This is a genomic window from Sphingomonas sp. BL-S-28 (genome assembly GCF_055521515.1).
In genome coordinates this window covers 958,159-982,810 of record NZ_CM145484.1, presented here as the reverse complement: position 1 = coordinate 982,810, position 24,652 = coordinate 958,159, and the positions used below count along the sequence as shown (strand labels likewise).

General features: G+C 66.4%; 26 protein-coding genes. 14 read left to right on the top strand and 12 right to left on the bottom strand.

Translation table 11 applies throughout. The annotated features are described in order from the left end of the window. Window positions 1–8: 8 nt before the first annotated feature. From ACZ1JC_RS13350 to ACZ1JC_RS13340, 3 genes are all read right to left on the bottom strand, one after another. Window positions 9–935 carry a Gfo/Idh/MocA family protein gene (locus ACZ1JC_RS13350; RefSeq protein WP_465136397.1) on the bottom strand — a complete coding sequence of 309 codons (927 nt, stop codon included), beginning with the start codon at window positions 933–935 and terminating at the stop codon, window positions 9–11. 3 nt (window positions 936–938) lie between these two features. Further along, window positions 939–1,943 (bottom strand): AraD1 family protein, encoded by a 1,005-nt coding sequence (araD1, locus tag ACZ1JC_RS13345; RefSeq protein ID WP_465136398.1) that lies wholly within the window; start codon window positions 1,941–1,943, stop codon window positions 939–941. An 80-nt stretch (window positions 1,944–2,023) separates the two neighbouring features. Beyond that, complete coding sequence (locus ACZ1JC_RS13340) at window positions 2,024–3,550, bottom strand: aldehyde dehydrogenase (NADP(+)) (protein WP_465136399.1); 1,527 nt, start codon at window positions 3,548–3,550, stop codon at window positions 2,024–2,026. Between the two features lie 106 nt (window positions 3,551–3,656). Here ACZ1JC_RS13340 and ACZ1JC_RS13335 point away from each other — a divergent pair, with 106 nt between their 5' ends. Beyond that, window positions 3,657–4,430, top strand: a complete 774-nt coding sequence (locus tag ACZ1JC_RS13335) for a FadR/GntR family transcriptional regulator (RefSeq protein WP_465138605.1) — start codon at window positions 3,657–3,659, stop codon at window positions 4,428–4,430. A gap of 362 nt (window positions 4,431–4,792) precedes the next feature. Here ACZ1JC_RS13335 and ACZ1JC_RS13330 read toward each other — a convergent pair whose 3' ends face one another. Then, complete coding sequence (locus ACZ1JC_RS13330; RefSeq protein WP_465136400.1) at window positions 4,793–6,115, bottom strand: sugar MFS transporter; 1,323 nt, start codon at window positions 6,113–6,115, stop codon at window positions 4,793–4,795. Window positions 6,116–6,344: 229 nt separating this feature from the next. Here ACZ1JC_RS13330 and ACZ1JC_RS13325 point away from each other — a divergent pair, with 229 nt between their 5' ends. The 3 genes from ACZ1JC_RS13325 (at window position 6,345) to ACZ1JC_RS13315 (ending at window position 10,324) form a co-directional block, all read left to right on the top strand. Further along, window positions 6,345–7,451, top strand: coding sequence for an aldose epimerase family protein (locus ACZ1JC_RS13325; protein WP_465136401.1), 1,107 nt, complete (start codon window positions 6,345–6,347; stop codon window positions 7,449–7,451). 20 nt (window positions 7,452–7,471) lie between these two features. Next, window positions 7,472–9,280, top strand: coding sequence for an IlvD/Edd family dehydratase (locus ACZ1JC_RS13320; RefSeq protein WP_465136402.1), 1,809 nt, complete (start codon window positions 7,472–7,474; stop codon window positions 9,278–9,280). 177 nt (window positions 9,281–9,457) lie between these two features. Then, window positions 9,458–10,324 carry an SMP-30/gluconolactonase/LRE family protein gene (locus ACZ1JC_RS13315; RefSeq protein ID WP_465136403.1) on the top strand — a complete coding sequence of 289 codons (867 nt, stop codon included), beginning with the start codon at window positions 9,458–9,460 and terminating at the stop codon, window positions 10,322–10,324. A gap of 233 nt (window positions 10,325–10,557) precedes the next feature. Here the strand turns inward: ACZ1JC_RS13315 and ACZ1JC_RS13310 are convergent, their stop codons facing one another. From ACZ1JC_RS13310 to ACZ1JC_RS13275, 8 genes are all read right to left on the bottom strand, one after another. Continuing rightward, on the bottom strand, window positions 10,558–11,313 hold the full coding sequence (locus ACZ1JC_RS13310) for a sigma-70 family RNA polymerase sigma factor (protein WP_465136404.1): 756 nt from the start codon (window positions 11,311–11,313) through the stop codon (window positions 10,558–10,560). Continuing rightward, window positions 11,310–13,382, bottom strand: a complete 2,073-nt coding sequence (locus ACZ1JC_RS13305) for a flagellar biosynthesis protein FlhA (protein WP_465138606.1) — start codon at window positions 13,380–13,382, stop codon at window positions 11,310–11,312. Before ACZ1JC_RS13305 ends, ACZ1JC_RS13310 begins: the two co-directional genes overlap by 4 nt. 77 nt (window positions 13,383–13,459) lie before the next feature. Then, the gene (locus ACZ1JC_RS13300; RefSeq protein WP_465136405.1) at window positions 13,460–14,353 is read right to left on the bottom strand and encodes a lytic transglycosylase domain-containing protein; all 894 of its coding nucleotides are present in this window, start codon (window positions 14,351–14,353) and stop codon (window positions 13,460–13,462) included. A gap of 253 nt (window positions 14,354–14,606) precedes the next feature. Then, complete coding sequence (locus ACZ1JC_RS13295; protein ID WP_465136406.1) at window positions 14,607–14,960, bottom strand: flagellar protein FlgN; 354 nt, start codon at window positions 14,958–14,960, stop codon at window positions 14,607–14,609. Next, the gene (locus ACZ1JC_RS13290) at window positions 14,957–15,271 is read right to left on the bottom strand and encodes a flagellar biosynthesis anti-sigma factor FlgM (RefSeq protein WP_465136407.1); all 315 of its coding nucleotides are present in this window, start codon (window positions 15,269–15,271) and stop codon (window positions 14,957–14,959) included. Before ACZ1JC_RS13290 ends, ACZ1JC_RS13295 begins: the two co-directional genes overlap by 4 nt. A 153-nt stretch (window positions 15,272–15,424) precedes the next feature. After that, window positions 15,425–15,922, bottom strand: coding sequence for a flagella basal body P-ring formation protein FlgA (locus ACZ1JC_RS13285; protein ID WP_465136408.1), 498 nt, complete (start codon window positions 15,920–15,922; stop codon window positions 15,425–15,427). Further along, complete coding sequence (locus ACZ1JC_RS13280) at window positions 15,919–16,455, bottom strand: hypothetical protein (protein ID WP_465136409.1); 537 nt, start codon at window positions 16,453–16,455, stop codon at window positions 15,919–15,921. Before ACZ1JC_RS13280 ends, ACZ1JC_RS13285 begins: the two co-directional genes overlap by 4 nt. Beyond that, a complete protein-coding gene (locus ACZ1JC_RS13275; protein ID WP_465136410.1) occupies window positions 16,452–17,216 on the bottom strand; it encodes a MotA/TolQ/ExbB proton channel family protein in 765 nt (254 codons plus the stop codon). Before ACZ1JC_RS13275 ends, ACZ1JC_RS13280 begins: the two co-directional genes overlap by 4 nt. Before the next feature lie 205 nt (window positions 17,217–17,421). Between ACZ1JC_RS13275 and flgB the strand changes: the two genes are divergently transcribed. Genes flgB through flgK form a run of 10 tightly spaced genes read left to right on the top strand, consistent with a single transcriptional unit; the run spans window position 17,422 to window position 24,636 of the window. Next, on the top strand, window positions 17,422–17,769 hold the full coding sequence (gene flgB / locus ACZ1JC_RS13270; protein WP_465136411.1) for a flagellar basal body rod protein FlgB: 348 nt from the start codon (window positions 17,422–17,424) through the stop codon (window positions 17,767–17,769). Between the two features lie 2 nt (window positions 17,770–17,771). After that, window positions 17,772–18,197 carry a flagellar basal body rod protein FlgC gene (flgC, locus tag ACZ1JC_RS13265; RefSeq protein WP_465136412.1) on the top strand — a complete coding sequence of 142 codons (426 nt, stop codon included), beginning with the start codon at window positions 17,772–17,774 and terminating at the stop codon, window positions 18,195–18,197. Continuing rightward, complete coding sequence (locus ACZ1JC_RS13260; protein WP_465136413.1) at window positions 18,194–18,532, top strand: flagellar hook assembly protein FlgD; 339 nt, start codon at window positions 18,194–18,196, stop codon at window positions 18,530–18,532. Before flgC ends, ACZ1JC_RS13260 begins: the two co-directional genes overlap by 4 nt. Before the next feature lie 25 nt (window positions 18,533–18,557). Continuing rightward, window positions 18,558–19,373: a flagellar hook-basal body complex protein gene (locus tag ACZ1JC_RS13255; protein WP_465136414.1), complete on the top strand. Its 816-nt coding sequence runs from the start codon at window positions 18,558–18,560 to the stop codon at window positions 19,371–19,373. A gap of 14 nt (window positions 19,374–19,387) precedes the next feature. After that, window positions 19,388–20,146, top strand: coding sequence for a flagellar basal body rod protein FlgF (locus ACZ1JC_RS13250; RefSeq protein ID WP_465136415.1), 759 nt, complete (start codon window positions 19,388–19,390; stop codon window positions 20,144–20,146). Window positions 20,147–20,159: 13 nt separating this feature from the next. Beyond that, window positions 20,160–20,948 carry a flagellar basal-body rod protein FlgG gene (gene flgG / locus ACZ1JC_RS13245; protein ID WP_465136416.1) on the top strand — a complete coding sequence of 263 codons (789 nt, stop codon included), beginning with the start codon at window positions 20,160–20,162 and terminating at the stop codon, window positions 20,946–20,948. 17 nt (window positions 20,949–20,965) lie between these two features. Continuing rightward, window positions 20,966–21,823: a flagellar basal body L-ring protein FlgH gene (locus ACZ1JC_RS13240; RefSeq protein ID WP_465136417.1), complete on the top strand. Its 858-nt coding sequence runs from the start codon at window positions 20,966–20,968 to the stop codon at window positions 21,821–21,823. 50 nt (window positions 21,824–21,873) lie between these two features. Beyond that, window positions 21,874–22,965, top strand: a complete 1,092-nt coding sequence (locus ACZ1JC_RS13235; RefSeq protein WP_465138607.1) for a flagellar basal body P-ring protein FlgI — start codon at window positions 21,874–21,876, stop codon at window positions 22,963–22,965. Beyond that, window positions 22,962–23,297 carry a rod-binding protein gene (locus tag ACZ1JC_RS13230; RefSeq protein WP_465136418.1) on the top strand — a complete coding sequence of 112 codons (336 nt, stop codon included), beginning with the start codon at window positions 22,962–22,964 and terminating at the stop codon, window positions 23,295–23,297. Before ACZ1JC_RS13235 ends, ACZ1JC_RS13230 begins: the two co-directional genes overlap by 4 nt. A gap of 1 nt (window position 23,298) precedes the next feature. Further along, entirely contained in the window at window positions 23,299–24,636 is a 1,338-nt protein-coding gene (gene flgK / locus ACZ1JC_RS13225) for a flagellar hook-associated protein FlgK (protein ID WP_465136419.1), read from the top strand. Window positions 24,637–24,652: the final 16 nt, after the last annotated feature.

Below are 24,652 nucleotides of genomic sequence, written 5' to 3'. Positions count from 1 at the left end.
CTGGGATATCAGTCGTGGAATTCTTCGACGAGGTCGCGCTTGCCGCGCAGGAATGCGTCGGCAACCAGGCGCAGCGGCGCGATGTCCACATCGCTGCGGCCGCCGCGGATCAGGTTGGCGAAGCGCGCGTAGAGGCCCGGATATTCCATGTCCTCATTGTGCTCGGTGCTGGTGGGCAGGGTGAGCACGGCGCCGCCATTGGCCAGCTTCAGCGTGCCGGCATCGGTCTCCACCACGATGTCCCACGATTGCGGGCCGGTCTGGCGCCAGTCGAGGTCCATGTGGATTTCGGCCCCGGCGGTATCGCGGAACTCGATATCGGCGGCGATCGGCGCCGCGCGATTGGCCGGCAGGCTGAGCGTCGCTTCCTTCAGGAAGAACGGGCGCGGCATGATGTGGGTGGCGATCGAAAGGGCATTGATGCCCGGATCGAACACGCCAAGGCCGCCCGGCTCCCAGATCCAGTCCTGACCCGGATGCCAGACGCGCACGTCCTCGCGCCAGATGATCTTGGCGCTGAGGATGGTGCGCTCGGCGAGCCAGGCGCGGGCCGGGGCAACGCCGGCAGCGTAGCGCGAGTGCCACGAGGCGAACAGCGTCGCGCCCACCTTCTCGGCGCGGTTTTCCAGCGCGGCCACTTCGGACAGCGTGGCGCCCGGCGGCTTTTCGAGGAACACGTGCATGCCCTTCGACAGCGCCAGCGCGGCCAGATCGTAACGGACCTGCGGCGGGGTGCAGAGCGCCACCGCGTCGATCGCCGGACCGTTCTCGATCAGGTCTTCCAGATTGCTGAAGTGCGGGATGCCTTCAGGGCCGCGATGATGCGGGCTGACCGTGGCACCCAGGCTGAAGTTCGGGTTGCCCTCGATCGCGGGGATGTGCTGGTCGCGGGCGATCTTGCCCACGCCAACGATGGCAATGCGGATCGGATCCATGGCTCAGAGCGCCTTCACGGTCATGGTCGGCGCGGCCGGGGCGGCAGCGCGGGCCACCGGGTTGGCGACCGGCAGGGTAAACGGCGCGGCCGAAATCTCGAACACGTCGCCTTCCTGCGTCGTCACACCGTCGCTGAACGAGAGCGTGGCAGTGCCGAAGAAGTGGACATGCACGTCACCGGCGCGGCGGAACAGGTCGTACTTGAAGTGGTGGTGCTCAAGGTTCGCGAACGTGTGCGACATGTTCGCCTCGCCCGAGAGGAAGGGCTTTTCCCAGATCGTTTCGCCATTGCGCACGATCTTGCTGGTGCCTTCGATCTTCTCCGGCGGGGTGCCGAGCAGCAGTTCCGGGCCAAGCGCGGCCTGGCGCAGCTTCGAGTGGGCGAGCCAGAGGTAGTTGTGACGCTCGGTAACGTGGTCCGAGAACTCGTTGGCGAGCGCGAGGCCAAGGCGGTACACGGTGCCGTCTTCACCGACGAGGTAGATGCCGGCCAGTTCCGGTTCTTCGCCGCCGTCCTTGGCGAACGACGGCATGGTCAGCGCTTCGCCGGGGCCGACGAGCAGCTGGCCGTCGCCCTTGTAGAACCATTCCGGCTGCTGGCCTTCGGTGCCAGCAGCGGGTTTGCCGCCTTCCAGACCTTCAAGGAACATGCGCATGGAATCGGTGACGTGCTCACCCGAGGCGGCGGCGGCGTGCATCTTGTTGCGGCCTTCGGCCGAACCGAGGTGCGTCAGGCCGGTGCCGGTCATCAGCAGGTGAGCCGAATCGTCATGGTCGATCGGGGCCAGCAGGGTGCCGGCCGCGAATTCGGCAGCGATATCGACCGCTTCGCCCGCAGCGCAAGCCTTGGCGGCCTCGGCCAGCGTCACGCCATCTGCAATGGCGCGCTGTGCGAGTTCGCGGGTGGTGGTGACGCCCTGAAGGAAATGGGCGGCATCGCCCTCGGCAAGGATGACGGAGCGCACGCCGTCAGGCGCGCGATGCTGGAGCAGGCGAAGGTAGGTCATGGATCTCTCCCGGGGCGTCTTAGCCCGATCCGCGGCGCGCCTTCTTGGGGGAGCGCGCCGCGGCGGTTGGGTTGGACTGATTAGAGGGTAAGCGTGCCGTCGATCAGGCGGGGGGCGCCGTCACCGTAGGCTGCGTCGCGCAGTTCTGCCGGAAGCAGGCCCTGGGCGAAGTTCTGGTAGCTGACCGGACGCAGGAAGCGGTCGATCGCAAGGCTGCCGACCGACGTGGTGCGCGGGTCAGTGGTCGAGGGGAACGGGCCGCCGTGCACCATCGCGTGGCACACTTCGACGCCGGTCGGCCAACCGTTGACGAGGATACGGCCGACCTTGCGCTCCAGCACGGGCAGCAGGCGCGAAGCAGCGGCTTCGTCGGCAGCGTCCATGTGCAGGGTGGCGGTCAGCTGGCCTTCCAGGCCTTCCAGCAGGCCGGCGAGTTCGGCTTCGTCCTTGCAGCGCACGACGATCGAGGCAGCGCCGAACACTTCGTGGCCGATGGCCTTGTCCGCCAGAAACTGCGCGGCCGTGGTCTGGAACAGGATCGCACCGCCGGTGGTCTTGCTGCCTTCTTCGCCCTTGGCGATGGTTTCGACGCCCGCGTTGCCTTCGAGCGCTTCCACGCCCTTGGCATATGCGGCGGCGATGCCGGTGGTGAGCATGGTCTGCGGCTTGGCTTCCGACACGCCGCCGGTGGCGGCAGCGACGAATGCGTCCAGACCTTCACCTTCGACGGCCAGGATCAGGCCGGGATTGGTGCAGAACTGGCCGGCGCCCATCGTCAGCGAGCCGACGAATGCGGTGCCTAGCGCTTCGCCGCGCGCCTTCAGCGCTTCGGGAAGCAGCAGGACCGGGTTGATGCTCGACATTTCGGCATAGACCGGGATCGGCACTTCGCGGGCCTGTGCCAGCTTGGCGAGGGCGAGACCGCCACCGCGCGAGCCGGTGAAGCCGACAGCGGCGATGCGCGGATCCTGAACCAGCGCGGCGCCGAGTTCGTTCGACGGGCCGACGAGGTGCTGGAACACGCCTTCGGGAAGGCCGGCGTCCTTGACTGCCTTGGTGATCGCGGCGGCAATCAGGCTGCCGGTGATCGGGTGGGCCGGGTGGCCCTTGACCACGACCGGGCAACCGGCGGCGAGCGCCGAAGCGGTGTCACCACCGGCGGTCGAGAAGGCGAGTGGGAAGTTCGATGCGCCGAACACGGCGACCGGGCCGACCGGAATCATGCGCAGGCGCAGATCGGGACGGGGCAGCGGAGCGCGGTCCGGCAGGGCCGGATCGATGCGCAGCTGCTGCCACTGGCCCTTGCGGACGACATCGGCGAACATGCGCAGCTGGCCCATGGTGCGGCCACGCTCGCCCTCACCGCGCGCACGCGGCAGGCCGCTCTCGGCCATGTAGGCCTCGATCAGCGGCTCACCGATGGCGAGGATCTCGTCAGCGATTCGCTCCAGGAACGAAGCGCGGGTTTCACGGTCGGTCGCGCGGTAGGTATCGAAGGCCGCGGCGGCTGCGGCGCAGGCGGCAGCGACATCGGCAGTGCCGTTCACGGCCAGCGGTTCGCCCTGGGGCTCACCGGTTGCGGCCACGATGGAACGGAATTCGGTCATTTGGGGTCTCCCTATTTACTCCGACATATTCCCAGCGCATCAGAAACGCAATGTTTGTCGTTCCTTCATGTGAGAAGGGCTGTTACGTTCCCTGCGGGAGGTGCCAATAACAGTGTCAGAAGCCAATTTCGTGAACGATGAAGAAAGTGCAAGGCCGGCCGACGAGGCCCGGGGTCCGGGCCGCCGCCTGCACGGTGCAATCGCCCATAAACTGGGAACGGCAATCTTGTCCGGCAAATATGCGCCCGGGGACATTCTTTCTGGTGAAGTTGCCTTCGCCGAGGAACTCCAGGTGTCGCGCAGCGCCTATCGGGAAGCCATTCAGGTGCTCACCGCGAAGGGTCTGGTGGCAAGTCGCCCCAAGGCCGGAACGCGCGTGCTGCCCCGCGATCGCTGGAACCTGCTCGATCCCGAAGTGCTCGGCTGGGCCTTCGCGGGGGAGCCGGACATCGAATTCGTGCGCAGCCTGTTCGAGCTGCGCGCCATCGTCGAACCCGCCGCTGCCCGCCTTGCCGCGCAGCGCCGCGACAAGAACGACCTCAAGACGATGAAGGACGCGCTGGCGGCAATGCGCCGGCACACCCTCACCACCGAGGCCGGCCGCGCGGCGGATCGCGACTTCCACAATGCGATCCTGCAGGCGACGCGCAACGACGCCCTGCTGGTGCTCAGCGCCTCGATCGGGGCGGCGGTGAACTGGACCACCCAGTTCAAGCAGCGCGCCCGCGCCCTGCCCCGCAACCCGATCCCCGACCACGTGCGCGTCTACGACGCCATCGCGGCGGGCGATGCGGCGGGCGCGGCAGAGGCAATGAACGTGCTGGTCGATCTGGCGCTTGAGGATACCCGCAGCGCGATGGGGCAGCCGGACGGGGGGTGATTGCTCCCTCTGTCCAAGACCAATCCATCTATTACGACCAAAACCACGCCAACCAGCAGAGCTCCGCCGCTCGCAACTCAATATCCGTCATCCCCGCGAAGGCGGGGATGACGCTTTTCTTCAGGCGTGGAGAAAGGCAGCGGGCCCCCGCCTTCGCGGGGGCGACGGAGTTTGAGGACGGAAGCTTCACTCGCCCCAATGCCACCCCTCGTCATTGCGAGCGCAGCGACGCAATCCAGAGCGGCGCAAACCGGCCCCTAGATTACTTCGCTGCGCTCGCAATGACGAGGCAGACTCACCATAGAAAAAGGCCCCGGCGATCACTCGCCGTGGCCTTTTTCATTATCGCTTACAGCGAAGCGTCACTCCGCCGCAGCGGGCACCAGATCCGGCTCCGCATGCGTGGTCTTGCTGCCCCAGAGGGCGTAGAACAGGATGTAGAGTTCGCAGATCGCGGTCAGCAGGAACGAGGTCTGAAGGCCGTAGGTATCGGCCAGCCAGCCCTGCACAACCACCAGCGCACCACCGGCGATCGCCATCACGAGCAGGCCCGAAGCTTCTTCGGTCAGCGGGCCAAGGCCCTTGATGCCTAGCGTGAAGATGGTCGGGAACATGATCGAGTGGAACAGGCCGACGAGAATCAGCGACCACATGGCGACCGGACCGTGCGCGAAGACGGTGATCATCATGACCGCGAAGGCGCCGACCGAGAAGAACGCCAGAACCTTGCCCGCATCGAAGCGCTGCATGATCGCGGAGCCCGCGAAACGGCCGACCATCATGCCGCCCCACAGGAAGCTGAGGTAGTTGCCGGCCTGCTCATGCGTCAGGTTGGCAATGTCGGGCTGGCTGACGAAGTTCACGAAGAGGTTGGCGACGCCGATTTCCGCGATCAGGTAGATGAAGATCGCGGGGATGCCGAACACCAGGTTGCGGTGCTTGAACAGTTCCGGATTGATCAGCCCCTTGCGCTTCGCCTTGTCGTCGGACGAGGCCGACTTCATCGCCGGCAGCGGGAACTTGGCGATCACGACCGCCAGGATCACCAGCACCACCGCGACCAGCGCGTAAGGCAGGATCACCGAGTGTGCGTCTGCCATGCGTTCGGCTTCGGTCAGCACGGTGCCGGCAGCGGCCGTACCGCTCTTCGAACGGCCGAGGATCAGGTAGGCACCGAACATCGGGGCCAGCATGGTGCCCATCGAGTTCAGCGCCTGCACCAGATTGAGGCGCGAGGAAGCGGTTTCGGGCTTGCCGACGACGGCGACGTAGGGGTTCGCGGCGACCTGCAGCAGCGTGATGCCGCTGGCGATCACGAACAGCATGACCAGCGTGACGCCGTAGGACGGGATGCTGGCAGCCGCCATCATGCCCACCGCGCCGGCTGCCATGATCAGCAGCCCGATCACCAGCGACTTCTGGTAGCCAACCCGCTCGATCAGCTTGGCCGAGGGGATCGAGGCGAAGAAGTAGGCGATGAACCACACCGATTCGATCAGCGTCGTCTGGGTGTAGCTGAGCGAGAACACGGCGCGCAGGTGCGGCAGCAGCGTGTTGTTGATGACGGTGATGAAGCCCCACATGAAGAAAAGGCTGGCGAGCAGCGCAAGCGCTGGGCCGTAGCGAACGCCGGCCTGCGGCGCATGGGCCACGGGGGCATCTGCCGATGATACCACTGGGGGCATGTCTATCCTCTCATAACAGAACTGCCGGGTGCTTGTGGCAAACCAGCTTGCGCTCTTTCTATTTGTCGGACTATATGCGCTGAACGTCTCCGTCAATGGCTTCTCGCGGCTGGCGGCGACCATTCACATCAAGATTCGAACGCACACAGAAATCAGAATGGGAGCTAAGGGAATGGGGATTCTGCGCAAGGCATTTGTGACTTCTTCTGCGCTTTCTCTTGCCTGCGTAATGCCGGCCCTCGTACCGAGCACGGCTTTCGCCGCCGATGCCTCGCAGGCCCCTGCCGGCACGCTTTCCAACGGCAGCGCCGTCACCGCCGTGACGTTGAAGGCCGGCAACGGCGTTTCCGCCACGATCCTCAGCTTCGGCGCCACGCTCTGGAAGCTGAACGCGCCCGACCGCGATGGCAAGGTGGCCGACGTGCTGCTGGGCTATGACGATATCGCCAGCTACGAAACGCGCCCGAACTACTGGGGCGCCACCATCGGCCGCTATGGCAACCGCATCGCCAACGGCCAGTTCAGCCTGGACGGCAAGACCTACCAGCTGCCCCAAAACGACCACGGCCAGTCGCTGCACGGCGGCGGCAAGGGCTGGGACGTGCAGAACTGGAAGGTCGAATCGATCAAGTCCGGTCCCGTCGCCACGGCCGTCTTCACGCTCGTCAGCCCCGATGGCGATTCGGGCTATCCCGGCACGGTGAAGACCAAAGTGACCTACTCGCTGGACGAGAAGGGCAACCTGCAGATCGTCTTCGAGGCGACCACGGACAAGCCCACGGTCATCAACATGACCAACCACGCCATCTTCAACATGGCCGGCGAAGGCAGCCCGCGCGACGCCATCCAGGACCTGCTGACGATCCCGGCGAGCCACTACACCCCGGTGAACGACAAGCTGATCCCGACCGGCGAACTGCGCGATGTGACCGGCACCGCATTCGACTTCCGCAAGGCCACCGTCGTCGGCGAACGCATCCGCGACGGCAAGGACGAGCAGATCGTCATGGGCCGCGGCTACGACCACAACTTCGCGCTCGACAAGGGCGTGACCAAGACGCCGGAACTCGCCGCCCGTCTTGAAGATCCCGTTTCGGGTCGCGTACTCGAACTGCTGACGACCGAACCCGGCGTCCAGTTCTATGCCGGCAACTTCCTCGATGGCACTTTCATCGGCAAGAACGGCCACCTCTATCGCATGGGCGACGGCATCGCACTGGAACCGCAGAAGTTCCCGGATTCGCCGAACCACGCGAATTTCCCGTCCACCCGCGTCGATCCCGGCAAGCCGTACAAGCATGTCATGATCTACCGCGTTACCACCTCTTCGCGCTGACAGAACGAAACGAACGCCCCATGACCGAAAAGACGCCCCCTAGCACTGGCCCCAAGCTGCGCTCGCGCGCCTGGTTCGATAATCCCGAAAACATCGACATGACCTCGCTCTATCTGGAGCGGTACCTGAACTTCGGCCTCAGCCTGGAAGAGCTTCGCTCGGGCAAGCCGATCATCGGTATCGCCCAGACCGGCAGCGACCTGTCGCCCTGCAACCGCCACCACCTGGTGCTTGCCGAGCGTATCCGCGAAGGCATCCGCGAAGCCGGCGGCATCGCCATCGAATTCCCGGTCCACCCGATCCAGGAAACCGGCAAGCGCCCGACCGCCGGCCTTGACCGCAACCTGGCCTACCTCGGCCTGGTCGAAGCGATCTACGGTTACCCGCTCGACGGCGTGGTGCTGACCACCGGTTGCGACAAGACCACCCCGGCGCTGCTGATGGCGGCGGCCACCGTGAACATCCCGGCGATCGCCCTGTCGGTCGGCCCGATGCTCAACGGCTGGCACAAGGGTGAGCGTACCGGTTCGGGCACGATCGTGTGGAAGGGCCGCCAGATGCTGGCAGCGGGCGAGATCGACGATGAGGGCTTCATCAAGCTCGTCGCGTCCTCGGCCCCCTCGACCGGCTACTGCAACACCATGGGCACGGCGACGACGATGAACTCGCTCGCCGAAGCCCTCGGCATGATGCTGCCCGGTTCGGCCGCGATCCCCGCGCCTTATCGTGACCGCCAGGAATGCGCATGGCGCACCGGCAAGCGCATCGTCGACATGGTGCACGAGGATCTGAAACCCTCGGACATCCTGACACTGGAAGCGTTCCACAACGCCATCGCCGTCAACGCCGCCATCGGCGGTTCGACCAATGCCCCGATCCACCTTGCCGCGATCGCCCGCCACATCGGCGTGGATCTGCCGCTGAAGGACTGGGAACGCATCGGCCACAAGATCCCGCTGCTGGTGAACCTGCAGCCCGCCGGTGAATACCTGGGCGAAGACTACTACCGTGCCGGCGGCGTGCCGGCCGTGGTCGCGCAGCTGATCAAGCAGGGCCTGATCCATGAGGGCGCGATGACCGTCAATGGCCAGACCATGGGCGACAACTGCCGCGATGCCACGATCGAGGACGATCGCGTCATCAAGACCTTCGACCAGCCGCTGGTCGAGGAAGCGGGCTTCCTGGTGCTGTCGGGCAACCTGTTCGACGCCGCGATCATGAAGACCAGCGTGATCTCCAAGGAGTTCCGCGACCGCTACCTGTCGAACCCGGCAGATCCGGACGCTTTCGAAGGCCCGGCCGTGGTGTTCGACGGTCCCGAGGACTATCACCACCGCATCGACGATCCGGCCACCGGCATCACGCCCGATACGCTGCTGTTCATGCGCGGCGCAGGCCCGATCGGCTATCCGGGCGCGGCGGAAGTCGTCAACATGCGTCCGCCGGCCTATTTGATCACCGAAGGCGTCACCGCGCTTCCGTGCATCGGCGACGGCCGCCAGTCCGGCACTTCGGGCAGCCCCTCGATCCTCAACGCTTCGCCTGAAGCGGCGGCGATGGGCGGTCTGGCCCTGCTGGAAACCGGCGACCGCGTGCGCATGGACCTGAAGAAGGGCCGCGTGGACGTGCTCATTTCCGACGAGGAACTGAGCGCCCGCCGCGAAGCTCTGGAAGCCAAGGGCGGCTATGCCTACCCGGCTTCGCAGACCCCGTGGCAGGAAATCCAGCGCTCGGTCGTGGGCCAGATGGACACCGGCGCGATCCTCGAAGGTGCCGAGAAGTACCAGCGCATCGCCCAGACCAAGGGCCTTCCGCGCGACAACCACTAAGAGATAACGGGGCTTCGGCCCCGCTATCGCACAAAATTGCCCGGGACTTGTTCCGGGCGGGTCCCGGCCCACTCTCCCACTGGTCCTGCCACCGAGTCTGCACAAGGCAGGGGGCTGGTGGAAGAGTGGGCCGGAACCGTATCCAGATCAGCGAACCGACGATTAGGGAGACTTGGGATGACACTCTGGCGCAAGATCGATCGCGACGTCCGCGACACGCTGGGCGAAGGCGCGCTGTGGTCCGCGCGTGACAACGCGTTCTACTGGGTGGATATTCTCGCCCCTGCCCTCAACCGCCTGAGCCTGTCTGACAATACCGTCACCCGCTGGGACATGCCTGCCCGGCTCGGCTGGGTCGCCCCGCGCGCGGAAGGCGGCTTGATCGGCGGTTTTCAGGACGGCGTCGCCCAGATCACGCTCGACCCGCTGACCATTTCCGAGCGCAACGATCCCGAACCCCACCTGCCCGGCAACCGCATGAACGACGGCAAGGCCGACCGCCACGGCGCGATCTGGTGCGGTACGCTGGAAATGGCCGAAGAGAACGCCATCGGCACGCTTTACCGCCTCTCTCCCGAAGGCGACTGGCAGGTGATCGATTCCGGCTATGTCGTGCCCAACGGCCCGGCTTTCTCGCCCTGCGGCCAGTGGCTCTACCACACCGATTCGGCGCTGCGGACGATCTACCGCTTCAAGCTCGACGCGAACGGCGCGCCGGACAGCGCGCATGACCGCGAGGAATTCATCCGCTTCTCCGAAGAGGACGGCTATCCGGACGGCATGACCACCGATGCAGAGGGCTTCCTTTGGGTCGCCCACTGGGACGGCGGCAAGATCACCCGCTTCGCCCCCGACGGCACGCGCGAACGTTCGATCGAACTGCCCGCCAAGCGCATCACCAACATCGCCTTCGCCGGCGAAAACCTCGACCGCATGTTCGTGACTTCGGCGTCCAAGGGCCTGCCGGAATCGGAGTTCGACGGTGCGCTGTTTGAAGTGGAATCGGGCGTGACCGGCAATCCGACTGGGATCTACCTCGGGTAAGGTCGGAGACGGCTCTGCCGTCACCACTTACCGCTACACACCAATCTACCCCGAAACACCCCGTCGCCCCCGCGAAGGCTGGGACCCTGCTTCCTTCTTGCGGCGCAGAAGAACAAGCGGGGCCCCCGCCTTCGCGGGGGCGACGAGTGAGGTGTGCGGTTGAGGCGTTTGATAGTGCCCTCATTCTAAACCGACTGCTCGCAATGACGAGGGCGGATGGGCGAGGCGTCCCCTCACAAAACCTCCGCCACACCCTCCAGACTCTCGCGCAACTTGCCCAGGGCCTGCGCCTTCAACTGGTGCACGCGCGGGATCGAGACTTGCAGCACCCCCGCGATCTCGGCCAGATTCAGCTCCTCCACGAAGTAGAGTTGCACCACCAGCATCAGCCGCTCCGGCAGCTGCGAAATCGCCTCGACCACCCCGGCGCGCAGTTCCTCGTCCGCCAGCAGTTCCAGACTGTCCGGCCGGTCGTCGGCGAAGGCCATGTTCTGATCCGAATAGGTCTCGTCGATCGAATCGAACCGCAACGGCTGGCTGGAATCGCGCAGACCGGCCAGTTCCGCCTCGTCGATCCCCATCGCCTCCGCCAGTTCGTGGGCGTGCGGCTCGCGGCCCAATGTGCCGCGCAAGTCCCGTTCCTTCTCGGCCAATTGTCGCCGCCGCTCATTGGCCCCGCGCGACATCGGCACGGTGCGGCGGATCAGGTCCACCATCGCCCCGCGCACGCGCATCTTGGCATAGGCGGCGAAACCGTCCTCGCCCGGCCCCTGATGCTTCTGCGCGCATTCGGTAAGCGCGACGAGGCCCGCCTGGATGAGATCCTCCACCTCGATCCCCGGCCGGCCGGAGCCGTGGACATGCCAGGCCAGCCTCCGCACCATCGGCAGGAAGCGCCGCACGCGGTCGGCAACGTCGCCCTGATAGGCACCGGCAACACGGCTGCCATAGGCGCCCAGAACGGCAAATCCTTTCTGATCCTGTTTCATGCAGCCATGCTTTCGGCTTGGTCGTTGTCGGAATCGGGGTGCGGCAGGCCCGCCATGCCCCGCTCGGGAACCGGTGCGCCGACGACGTCGATCACCTCGATCGGCTGGGTCGGCGGCAATTCGGCGATGGAAAGCACCAGACAACCCGGCGCGCGCAGCCGCAGCAGCGCCGCCAGTGCCCGCCGCGCGCGCGGCTGGACCACCAGCGCCAGCGGCGTCGCGTCGCTCCCCCGTTCGGCGATCAACGCGGCGATGCGCTCCCCGATCATGCGGGCAAGGTCGGGTTCGATCACCGGCTGGCCGGTGGTCGGATCCTGCATCCCCTGAATGATCGCGGATTCGAGCCCGGCGTCGAGCGTGATGACCGGCAACCGCTCGCTGGGCGGGCAGACGCGGCCGACGATCAGCGCACCCAGATCGGCGCGGAGCAGATCGACCAGCCGGTCGTGCTCCACCGTCTGCTGCAACGCGCGGCCAAGGCTGGCAAAGATCGGCAGCGGGTGCGCGATGGGAATGCCGTCTTCCAGCAAGGCCCGCAGCAGCCGGGTAAGCGCGGCGAGCGAGAGCGGCTGCGGATGCACCGTCTCCACCAGCCCGGCCGAATGGACCTTCAGCGAATCGACCAGTGCCTTCACTTCGTCCGGCCCCAGCAGGTCCTGCGGGCGTTCGGCCAGCAACTGGTTCAGGTGCGTGGCGATCACCGTGCCGGCGTCCACGGTCAGGAACCCTTCGGCGATGGCATGATCGCGCGAGGCGGGATCGATCCACAGCGCCGGGCAACCGAAGCTGGGATCGCGTGTCGCCTCCCCGCGCAGGGTGTGGTTCGCCCGCGCCTCACCCGCATCGATGGCCAGCACGCGGTCGGCCCGGATCACCGCACCGCCCAGATTCACACCGCCCAGCATGACGCGGTATTCGTGCGGCGGCATGTCCAGCGCGTCGCGCACGCGGAACTGCGGGATGATAAAGCCGAACGCCTGACTCAGTTGCTTGCGCACGCCGGTGACGCGGCTGACCAGCGGCGATCCGCGCCGCTCGTCCACCAGTTGGACAAGGCCATAGCCCAGCTCGATGGTGACCAGCGTGTGATCGGAAACGTCCTCCAGATCGATGCGCGAAGGGTCGGCGGCGGGCGGCGCTTCCACAACAGGCTCGGCTGCGAGCATCTGCCGCTTGCGCATCGTGTGCCAGATCCACAGCGCCAGCGCTGCAGCCGGCAGGAACACCGTCTGCGGCATGGCCGGGATCATGCCGATCGCCGCCAGCACCACGCCCACCGGCAGCCATGTCGCCGGGGAAGCGAACTGGCCGCCGATCTGGGCGGCAAGATCGCGCCCCTCGCCCAGCCGATCGTCGGCAACGCGGGTAACGATGACGGCAGCGGCGATGGACAGCAGCAGCGCGGGCACTTGCGCCACCAGCGCGTCACCGATGGCGAGAGTGATGTAAGTCTGCGCCGCCTCGCCCGCCGAAAGCCCGTGGCTGATCATGCCCAGGCAGAAGCCCGCGACGATGTTCACGCCCAGGATCAGCAGCGCGGCGATGGCGTCGCCCTTCACGAACTTGGAAGAGCCGTCCATCGATCCATAGAAATCGGCCTCGGTCGCCACTTCGCGGCGGCGGGCTCGTGCCTGATCGGCGGTCAGCAGCCCGGCGGCAAGGTCGGCGTCGATGGCCATCTGCTTGCCGGGCAAGGCATCCAGCGTGAACCGCGCGGACACTTCCGAAACGCGGCCCGCGCCCTTGGTCACCACCACAAGGTTGATGATGATCAGGATCAGGAAGACGAAGATGCCGACGGCGAAATTGCCGCCGATCAGGAACTTGCCGAAGCTTTCGATCACTTTGCCGGCGGCTTCCTCACCCTCGTGCCCGTGGACCAGCACCACGCGGGTGGAGGCGACGTTCAGCGCCAGCCGCAGCAGCGTCGCGAACAGCAGGACCGAGGGGAAGGAGGAGAAATCCAGCGGCCGCTGCGCGTTCATCGCCGCCATCAGCACGGCCAGCGACAGCGCGATGTTCAGCACGAACGACACGTCCAGCACGAAGGCGGGCACCGGCACGATCATCAGCACGATCAGCGTCAGGATGCCCGCCGGCAGCGCCGCCGCTGCCGGATTGCCGAAGCGGTTGAGCAGGGCCCGGTTCACAGGCCGAGCCCCGCGAGACGGGCATAGGCCGCGCGCACATGGGCAGGCGCGGCGGTGCCGGTGGCGTTAAGCATGCTTTGCAGCGCTTCCGCCATGGTGCCGCCGCCCGATTTCGCGGCTTGCGGCGCATCCCCGGCGCGGCGGTGAAATTCGCGGGCGACCGGTCCCATCGGCATCTCCGGCGGCTGGGACACCGCCTCATAGGCGATACGCGGGCTGGCGGATGCGGCCAGCATGTCGATGGAGGGCAATCCATCACCGGTGCCCATCGCCGTTTCGACCTTGCCCCGCATCAGCGTCATCACGTCACCAAGGCTGCGCGCGCCGCCATTGCCGTAGAAGATCGTGGGATTGGCCGCCGCCGCGCGCGGCAGGACGGAAGCCGCGCTCTGCGTCGGGTCGGCAGAGAGCGCGGAAAGGAACTGGCCGGCGCCGCCCATTCCCAGAAAATGGGCCAGATAAAGCTCGGACGCGTCCGGCTCCCGCCCCAGCTGCGCGGTGAGGCCGGCCTTGTTGTCGCTGGCGAGTTCGGCGGCCATCATGGCCGAGGCATCAGCATCGTAGCGCAAACCCATGACTTGCGCGCGCATGCCGGGGTCGGTCATCTGCCCGCCGGCAATCGCCTGCTGGACCCAAGCCATGCCGTGATCCGCCGCGTGGCGGCCCAGCGTCTGCAGCCAGGTTCCGTCGGTAAACTGGAAAAGGCCGGTCGCGCTGGAAGTGGAGGCGCGCGCCGTGGGGTCCAGGCTCGATTCAAGCTTGGCCTGCGCCAGCAGGTAGCGGAAATCCACCCCGGTCGCCTGCGCGGCGCGGGCGATGGCGCCCTGCACCCTTGCTGCAGTATTTGTCGCGCCCGCGCCACCGGCGCCCGCAACTTGTCCTTCGCTCAACGCTTCGCTCCCGATCGTATCGGGAAATCTTCAGCAAGAGCCGTGCCAGAAGCTGCGGTGGAGATCGGGGCGGCTGCTTCTCACGCAGCCGCTCAACTCAACTCGTCATTGCGAGCGCAGCGAAGCAATCCCGGGCGGTTTGCGCGGCCCTGGATTGCTTCGCTGCGCTCGCAATGACGAAGAAGGTGCTGGTTTCCGGCGGTAAGCGGGAATTTGAGGCCGGGCAGGAAAATCCTCGGCTCGCCGCTTTTCCCTACCGCCGTCCAGCCGCGAGGGCGTAGTTCGCACCGGCGCGATAAAGGCGCGAACTGCCGGTCAGCACGTCCAGCCGCTTGGCCACATTGGCCGCGATGATATTGCGAACCTGACGGTTTACCTCGTTCAACCGCTTGGCCGTTTCGACCATGCCGCGGCATTCCTCGTCCAGATCATCGATCGTCGCGTCTTCCAGCGCGCCGCAAAGGCGATCCTTCGCCTGCGTGGCGCCGACGATCGCGTCGAGATCCAGACCGGCAAGCGCCTGCCGCTCTCCTTCCAGAACGGCAAGCATTTGCCGCAGGACCTCGCGCAGGCTTTCCTCCCCGTTCGCGGCGTTCGATTGCGTCATGCCTCGGGGCTCCTCAGCAGCATTCCCGCTGCGATGATGGCATCGGCGATCTGGGTCGGGATCACGGGATAGGTGCCGTTCTCCACCGCCTTGCGGATCAGCGCCACGCGGTCGCTGTCGACCGGGATCTGGCCCGGATCGAGCGCCGAGGATGCTTCCACGGCCGTGCTGGCGGTGGCGGCGGTGGACCGCGCCTCGCTCGATTCCGCGCTGACGGTAACGCCATTGGCGCCGGACAGGGTTTCACCGCCTGCCGTGCGGGCAAGCCGTGCACTGACCGCGCTAGTCGCTCCCACTTCGATAGGTGGCATCACGCCGCTCCTTCCTTAAATTCCGGCCATCGGGCCTAACTCTTGCCCTTCAGAACGGTGCGGCGCGGAAAGGTTTAAGGATCGCCGCGCAATTCTGTTCGGGATTCCGCCGGATCGCCTAAGGATTTCCGCAAAATCAGCGGCAAAGAACGGTTAAGGCAGCGGAACGGACACCGTGCCGGGGCTGACGATCTGCGCGCGCAGTTCCTGCGTGCGGTTGGCGGTGCCCGCGCCGGAGAGCGGCCGCACACGAATCCAGTCCCCCTCTACCCCGCCTTCCAGCGCCATGCCGGGTTGCGTCACCGTGAAACCGTCCCCGGCGACCGAGATGGCCACCGCATCGCCGCGCTTTACCACCTGCTCTGCCGGTGCCTGAGCCACGGTGGCCGGACGGCGCACCGGCACGAACAGCCGCCACCCGCCGGGATCGCCGCATTGGACGACCACGCTGTCCTGCCCGTTCCCGCGCCAGGAAAGCGCCAGTCCGCTGCGGCATGGGGACAATCGCAGCCTGCGGTCGACCGGGGTCAAGGCCCCGCCGATCTCGCCCACGGGCGCACCGGTGAAGGCGGCAACTTGCCGGTCGATCGCGTCGAGATCGGCGAAAGGGCTGGAGGCGGAGGCGCTGAGGATAAGCAGGGCAGGGATCATTGCAGCACGGGTCCATGGGTTGAAGCTTGCCCGGACGGACGCAAGCTTCGTGCCACGCCCTCCACCGCAGCCGGAGCGGGCGGCAGCAGGAGCGGCATGGAAGGCGCATCGAACGCCAGTTCCGCACGCGGCGGCCCGGCGCCGGGTTCGACGACGATCCGTGCTCCGCCGAAATCGGATGCCCCGGCCTGCGCCTCCCGCAGCAATCCCGCTGCCGTCTCCAGCGCGCGCGCTTCCATGCCGGGAGCATAGGCGACGGTAATGGTCAGTTGCTGGCGGGGATCGCGCGGCTGCTGGCTGAGCCAGCGCGCCAGCGGCGGCGCCCCGGGCGCGGCGATGTAGACGGCCAGCGCCTGCCCCCGGTCCGATGGGCCTGCAGGCGGTTGAGCAGCAGGCGAGTGGGCGGCCACCGACTTGTCAGCCTGGCGCTTGGGCGGCGGTCGATGCGTCACGGCGGCGGCAGTGATCATGAACAGGATCAGCGACAGGTCCGCGAGCGAGGTCTGCCAGCTGACGGCCGTGCGCGCGCTCACCAATTGCCTCCCCGGCCCCAGTCCTCGCTTTCATCAAGGACCGCATCGGCCGGATCGGTTCGGGTGGGTTCGGGGTTCTCGGGCACCGCGTGCTCGTCTTCGCGCGGGATAGCCATGCGGCGCGGCTTCAGTTCGGACGGCAGGGCATCGACCACCTGCCCCTTCAGCCAGTCGAGCACTTTCTCCCGCTCCCCCTCCTCCTCGCTCGCCCGCCGCGCGACCATGCGGGCGAGCGGGGCGAAGACCAAATTGCCCAGCAGCAACCCGTAAAGCGTGGTCAGCACCGCCAGCGAGATCACGCGGGTGAAATCGTCCATCGCCGCGTCCCCGCCCGGCATCTGCGCCAGCGAGATCAGCGTGCCGGCCAGGCCGAACACCGGCGACAGGTCCGCCGCCTGATGCAGCGTGCGCACCGCGCGCCCGGTCAGATCGCCACGTCGCTGCTTGTGCGCGGCATGGGCGATGTTCAGCGCGTCCAGCGATCGGCTGGCGATGAACAGGCTGGTCGCCTCGTCGAATTCGGGATCGCCCGAACGGAACGGCTGCGCGCGGATCACCCCGTCGCGCTGCATTTCCTGGATGTGCACGGCCAGCGCAGTCTTCGCGCGGGCCGCGCGGAAACGGGGCCGCGCCAGTTCGCGCAGCGCGGCGCCGGCCAGCCGGGTATCGGCCAGCCCACAGCGCAGCACCGTCCCCAGCACGGTGCCGCCGACGACAATGACGGCACTGGTGCCGTCCAACAGGGTTCGCGGATCGATCACGCGGTCCTTCTCCTTTTGCGGACAAGAACGGCGCTTTTCGCAGGCTTTCAGCCGGAGGCCGCGATTTGCCGCTTTCCGGCAAGCGATTGCCGCCTGCCCCATGCCCCGGCGCCCCGCCACCCGCCGCATTCCCGCCAAACGGCAACTGGCACACCCCTTGCTACCGATCCGGGAACGACGCCCCTTTCAATCGGAGCCACAAGAAATGTCGCAGGACCTGTTCGGGATTCATGCCGAGGCGCTGGAGCTTCGCTCGCGGCGGATGGGCCTGATCGCCTCGAACATCGCCAATGCCGCCACGCCCGGATACAAGGCGAAGGACATCGATTTCACCGCCGCGCTCAAATCCGCGGAGCGCGGCGGCAATGTCGATACCGCCGCCGACGATGCGACCCAGTACCGCGTCCCCGTCATGCCCTCTCTCGATGGCAACACGGTGGAGATGCAGAACGAGCAGGTCGCCTTTTCCGAAAATGCGGTGGGCTATTCGGCCACGCTCCAGTTCATCAGCGCCCGGGTCAACTCCGTCACGCGCGCGCTGAAGGGCGAATGACGATGGCCGGCAGCACCACGAACAACGGGCAGCCGATGACGATGTTCTCCCTCGCCCAGCGGGCCATGTCCGCGCAGCTGGTGCGGATGAACGCGGCGGCATCGAACCTGGCCAACGCCGGTTCCGTCGCCGGCAGCGAGGATGGCACCTACAAGCCGATCCGCCCGGTCTTCGCCACCGATCTGGACCGCCAGAGCGGCCTAGCCTCGGTCGATATCGAAGGCGTGCAGCGCGAACAGGCTGCCGCCGTGCGGCAGCACGATCCCAGCCATCCGCTGGCCGATGCCAATGGCGACGTCTGGGTCGCCCCCGTCGATGAGAATGCCGAGATGGTCGAGATGCTCGAAGCCTCCCGGCAGTACCAGAACCTGGTCGAGGCCCTTTCGACCGCCAAGCAGCTCATGCTCGATACCGTGAGGATGAAATGACCGTCAGCACCGTCAACACCACCAGCAGCACCTCGGCCGCCACGACGCCTGCGAAGACCTCGCTCGCCGACCTCGATCAGGGCGATTTCCTGAAACTGATGCTCACGCAGATGCAGCAGCAGGATCCGTTCAACCCGATGGACCAGACCGAGATGCTGGCCCAGATGGCGCAGTTCTCCTCGCTCGCGGCGACGACGACGATGTCGGACACGCTGAGCACGATCTCTTCCAAACTGGATACGCTCGTGTCCACGCAGACCGCCACGCAGAACTCGATCGCCGATCTGGTCAGCGCCGTGACGGGCACGTCCGACGCCGGCGCCGCCACGAACTGACCCCACTTTCCCGCAGGAGCATCCCATGTCGTCCTTCTACACTTCGATCACGGGCCTCAAGAACGCCCAGACCGATCTCGACGTCATCGCCCACAACATCGCCAACTCGGAAACCAACGGGTTCAAGAAGAGCGATGCCTCGTTCGCCGATATCGTCTCGGCCTCGGTGCTGACGGATCCCAAGCTGACCATCGGCATCGGTGCGCGCGTCTCGTCGATCAAACAGAATTTCAAGCTCGGTCCCACCGAACAGACCGGATCGGCGCTGGACGTCGCGATCAATGGTGAGGGCTTCTTCACCGTCGTCGCGCCGACCTCCGGCCAGACCTCCTATACCCGCAACGGTGCTTTTTCGGTCGGCCAAGGCGGCTACATCGTGAACGAACAGGACGCACGGCTTCAGGTCTTCCCTGTCGATGCCAGCGGCGCCATCAGTTCGACCACATTACAGGACGCGCAAATCCCCGCGACCAATGCCGCCGGCGCCGAATATGCCGGTGTGACGATCAGTGCCACCGGCCAGGTCATCGCGACTTACGCCGACGGCACCAATACGACGGTGGGGGTGATGGCGCTGGCCACTTTCGTCTCGCCCAACGGGCTCAAGCAAGTGGGCAATGCCAGCTGGAAGGCCACCGGCGTTTCCGGCGCAGCCAACTACGGCCAACCGGGATCGAGCCAGTACGGCGAGCTGCTTTCCGGCACGCTGGAGCGGTCCAACGTCGATCTGGCCGAAGAACTGGTTTCGCTGATCACCGCTCAGCGCGATTTCCAGGCCAATGCCAAGGCAATCGACACGGCCAGCCAGATTGCGCAGACCATCATCAACTTGCGGACTTAAGCGGTAGCTGAACCATGGACCGCCTGATCTACACTGCCGTGTCCGGCCTCAACGCCTCGCTCAATCGGGAGCGGGTGATCGCCAGCAACATGGCCAACACGCACACCACCGGCTTCAAATCGGAAGTGCTGCAGGCCGCGCCGACGACGCTGGAAGGCCCCCAGCTGGAAGTGCGCGCACTTTCCAGCAGCGGGGTCATCGGCGCCTCGATGAAGCAGGGGGAAATCGCCCGTACCGGCAATCCGCTGGACGTCGCGCTGCAGAATCAGTCTCTGCTGGCGGTGCAGGCGAGCGACGGGCAGGAAGTCTATACCCGCCGCGGCGACCTTTCCGTCACCGCGACGGGCGTGCTCCAGAACGGAGACGGCCTGCCCGTGCTGGGCGACAACGGCCCGATCACGGTGCCGCCGAACGGCACCGTCACCATTGCCGACGATGGCGGCATTCTGGTGGCCGATCCCACCACGCCCGACGAGCCGCCGCAACGGGTGGATCGCTTGCGGCTGGTCAGCCCCACCGGCACCCAGATCGCCAAGGATCTTTCCGGCACGTTCCGCGTGGTCGGTTCCAATGGCCAACCGGGTGGAGCCCTGCCGGTGGACGAAAATGCACAGGTGATTCCCGGGGCCCTGGAGCAGTCCAACGTCAACGCATCGGAGGTACTGACCGACATGATCTCGGCCCAGCGCCTTTTCGAGATGCGCACCAAACTGGTCGAGACCGCGCGCCAGGTCGACGAAGGCGGCGTCCGGCTCATGCGCATAGACAGCTGAGGAAACACAAGAAATGCCCAGTTCCGCACTACAGGTCGCTCGCACGGGTCTTGAGGCACAGGACACGCGCATGCGCGTGATCGCCAACAACCTGGCCAACGTCTCCACCACCTCGTTCAAGCGCGATCGCGCCAATTTCGCGACGCTCGCCTATCAGGACGCGCGCGTGGCGGGGGCGCAGTCTTCCAACGAGACGGTCTACGCCACCGGGCTGAACCTCGGCACCGGTGTGTCGATCCAGTCCACCTCGCGCATCGATACGCAGGGGACCTTGCAGACCACCAACAACACGTTCGACCTGGCGCTGGACGGGGACGGCTATTTCCAGATCAGCCTGCCCGGCGGCCAGCTGGCCTATACCCGCGCCGGGAATTTCACGCGCTCCTCGGAGGGCCAGCTGGTGACGACGCAGGGCTATGTGGTCCAGCCGTCGATCACCGTGCCTGAAGGCGCCACCTCGATCACCGTCTCGCAGGACGGCACCGTCTCGGCTCAACTGGCCGGGCAGTCGGATCCGTCGCAGCTCGGCCAGATCACCATTGCCAGCTTCACCAACCCTTCCGCCCTGCAGGCCGGTTCGGACAACTTCCTGCTGGAAACCGCCGCCAGCGGCCCGGTGCAGCTGGGCATCGCCGGGCAGGACGGGCGCGGGCAGATCCGGCAGGGCATGCTGGAAGCCTCGAACGTCAACGTGGTCGAGGAACTGGTCGACATGATCGAGACGCAGCGCGCCTACGAGATCAATTCCAAGATGATCTCCGCCGTGGACGAGATGCTGCGCAACGCGAACCAGACGTTGTGACCGCCATGGGGTGCGCGATGATTTCAGCTTTGGGCCAGCGTGGTGACAGGTCCTTCGACAAGCTCAGGACGTATGGCGGCGGGTCCTTCGACAAGCTCAGGACGGGCGGAGCGGGGGTGTCTGCCGCAGGAACCCCGCCCATTCGCCCCATGACACCCACCCCGCTCATGCTGAGCTTGTCGAAGCATGTCCGCACCCCACTGAGCCTGCTCGCCGGTGCCGCGCTGTGCCTGACGCTCACGTCCCCCGCACTGGCGAAGAAGCCGCCCAAGCCCTCCGGATTCGAGCCAACCCTGCCCGCGCCCCTGCCCGCCCCGGCGCAGGAACCCGCTGCGCAGCCCACCGGCGGCATCTTCAACGTCTCGCTCGGCTACGCCCCGCTCCACGGCGGCACCCGTGCCGCCCATGTGGGCGATGCGGTGACGATCCTGCTGCTCGAAAGCACCACCGCCGCCAAGACGGTCAGCTCCAAGAGCCAGAAGGGAGGCGGCGCCTCGATCACGCCGCCCACCAAGGGCCCGCTGGATTTCCTGACGGCCGATGCACTTAACGCCAGCTCCAACTCGACGTTCAATGGTCAGGGCAATGCGGCGCAGACCAGTTCACTGGTCTCCACCCTGTCCGTCACCATCGCGGAAGTCCGCCCCAATGGCACCGCGCTCGTTAAAGGAGAGAAGAAGATGCTGGTCAGTCAGGGCGATGAATGGATCCGGTTTTCCGGCATCGTCCGCCTCGCCGATATCGACGAGGACAACCAGATCGCCTCCACCCGCGTCGCCGATGCGCAGATCGAATATACCGGCAAGGGCGCGATCATGCGTTCGGGCCGCCAGGGCTGGCTGGGCCAGTTCTTCAACATGATCTCGCCATTCTGATGCAGGATTTTCCGCCCCCTTCCCGCCGGCTGTTCGATGTGATCCTGGGCATGCTGCTGATCGGGCTGATCGCACTGATCGTGTTCCTGGCCCCCGTCAGTGCCCATGCCGAGCGCGTGCGCGACCTTGGCCAGTTTCAGGGCGTGCGCGAAAACCAGCTGACCGGCTACGGCATCGTCGTCGGCCTGCCGGGCACGGGGGACGACAATCTGGAATATACGACGCAGGCGATGAAGGGCGTTTCCGGCCGCATGGGGCTGACGCTGCCGCCCGGCGTCTCGCCCGGCCTGAAGAATGCCTCCGCCGTGATGGTCACCGCCGAACTGCCTGCCTTCGCGAAGCCCGGCCAGCGGATCGACGTGACCGTTTCCGCCATCGGCAAGGCCAAGTCGCTGCGCGGCGGGGCCCTGATCATGACCCCGCTCTACGGCGCGGACGGGCAGATCTACGCGATGGCGCAGGGCAACCTTGCCGTCGGCGGTCTGGGCATTTCCGGCCGGGACGGTTCCAACGTCACCGTCAATATCCCCACCGTCGGCCGCATCGCCGAAGGCGCCAGTGTGGAGCGCGCCGTCGCCACCGGGTTCGACAGCAATGCCGTGCTGCGCTGGAACCTGTTCGACGCCGATTTCCTGACCGCCGCACGCGTGCGCGATGCCATCAACAACCGCCTGCCGGGCACCGCCTCGGTCGAGGACGGCGTGACCCTGGCCCTGCACCTGCCGGCAGAGCCGGACACCCGCGCCAGCATGATGGCCGCGATCGAGATGATCGAGGTGGACCCGGCCGAGACCCCCGCCCGCGTGGTGGTGAACAGCCGCACCGGCACCGTGGTCATCAATTCCGCCGTGCGTCTGGCCCCGGCGGCCATCAGCCACGGCAAGCTGACCGTGCGGGTGGAGGAACGGCCCACGGTCGTCCAGCCCGCCCCGTTCAGCCAGGGCCGCACCGCGATTGAGCAGAACTCCACGCTCGGGGTCGAGGAAGAGAAGCGCGCGGTGATGCTGTTCAAGGGCGGCGCCTCGCTGGCCCGCGTGGTCGATGCGCTGAACCTGCTGGGCGTCACCCCGTCCGACCTCGTAGCGATCCTCGAAGCGCTGAAGCAGGCCGGCGCGCTCAAGGCGGAGATGGTGGTGATATGAGCACGATAGACACCAGCCTTCCCGGCCTGACCATCCAACCCGGTGCCAGCGACCGGGAGAAGCTGAAGGCCACCGCCAAGCAGTTCGAATCGATGCTGGTGCGCCAGATGCTGGCCGCCGCACGGAAGACGGACTTCGGCGGAGATGACGTGTTCGGCAGTCAGGCGATGGATACCTTCCGCCAGATGCAGGACGAACACTTCGCCGACGTGACCGCCGACAGCGGCGTGCTGGGCCTCGCCTCGATCCTGGAAGCGCAGATGCAGCGCTACCTGCCTGCCGAGGCAGCCGCCGCCACCGATACCGCCACACCGTCAGAGGGAGCCGCCTGAAATGGCCTCGAACCTCATCTCGATCGCCAACTCGGGCGCCCGCGCCGCCAAGGCCGCGCTCGACGTTACCGCGCAGAACATCGCCAATGCCTCGTCCGACGGCTATGTGCGGCGCAGCGTTTCGCTGTCCGAACTGGCGATCAACTCGGTCAGCGCCTCCCCCACGGCCATCAACCTTGCAGGCGTGCGGATCAACGGCATCACGCGCAATGCGGACATGTTCCGCCAGTCCGAAGTGCGCCGCACCGGTGCCGACGCGGCGCGCGCCGATGCCGAAGTGACGGGGCTGGAAAACGTCGAAAGCGCGGTGGAGCAAACCGGCGTCTACGATTCCGTCGTCAATTTCGAAGCCTCGCTGAAGCAATTGCTGTCCGATCCCACCGATGGCTCGCTGCGCGCCTCGGCGCTGGAACAGGGCCGCACGCTGGCGCAGACGATGAACACCGCCGCCTCCAGCCTGGACGCCGCCGGACAAGGCCTGCGGTTCGAGGCGCAGGACGGGGTCGATCAGGTCAACACGCTGTCCGCCGAACTGGCCCGCGTGAACTTGCGCCTCGCCCGATCGTCCGATGCTTCCAGCGACCAGTCCAGCCTGCTGGATCAACGCGATTCGCTGCTGCAGAAGATCAGCGGCTACGTCGACATTTCCACCAGCTTTGCCGACGACGGCACCGTCGAAGTGCGATTGGGCGGCAGTACCGGGCCGGACATCGTCAACGGCGGCACCGCCGCCACGCTGGCCGCGAACACCGAAAGCGACGGCACGCTCAGCTTCACGCTGGACGGCAATGCCGCCACGATCTCCTCGGGTTCGGTCGCTGGCAAGAACCAGGCGCTGTCCGAACTCGCCAATGTCCATTCGCAGCTCGATGCCATCGCTTCCGAAGTCATGACCGCGATCAATGGCGTGCAGACCGCCGGAGTCGATCTGGGCGGCAATGCCGGGCAGCCGATGTTCTCCGGCACCGATGCCGCCAGCATGTCGCTGTCGCTCACCAGCGGCAGCCAGATCGCCACGGCGCCGGCCGGTTCGGGCGCGAACAGCCGCGACGCCTCCAATCTGGAAGCGATGCGCAGCGCGCTGGACGCCGCCGATCCGGCTGGAGACATGGACACGTTGCTGTTCGGCATATCCAGCGCCGTCGCCGGCCGCACGGTCACGCGCGATTCGCTGGAATCGATCGCCAGCAACGCCAAAGTCGCGCTGGAAGCGCAGGCAGGCGTCGATCTCGATCAGGAGGCGGTGAACCTCACGCTGTTCCAGCAGGCCTATCAGGCCAACGGCCGGGTCATGCAGGTCGCTTCCGACATCTTCGATTCCATCCTCTCGATCAGCTAGTCCGAACGGAGCCCTT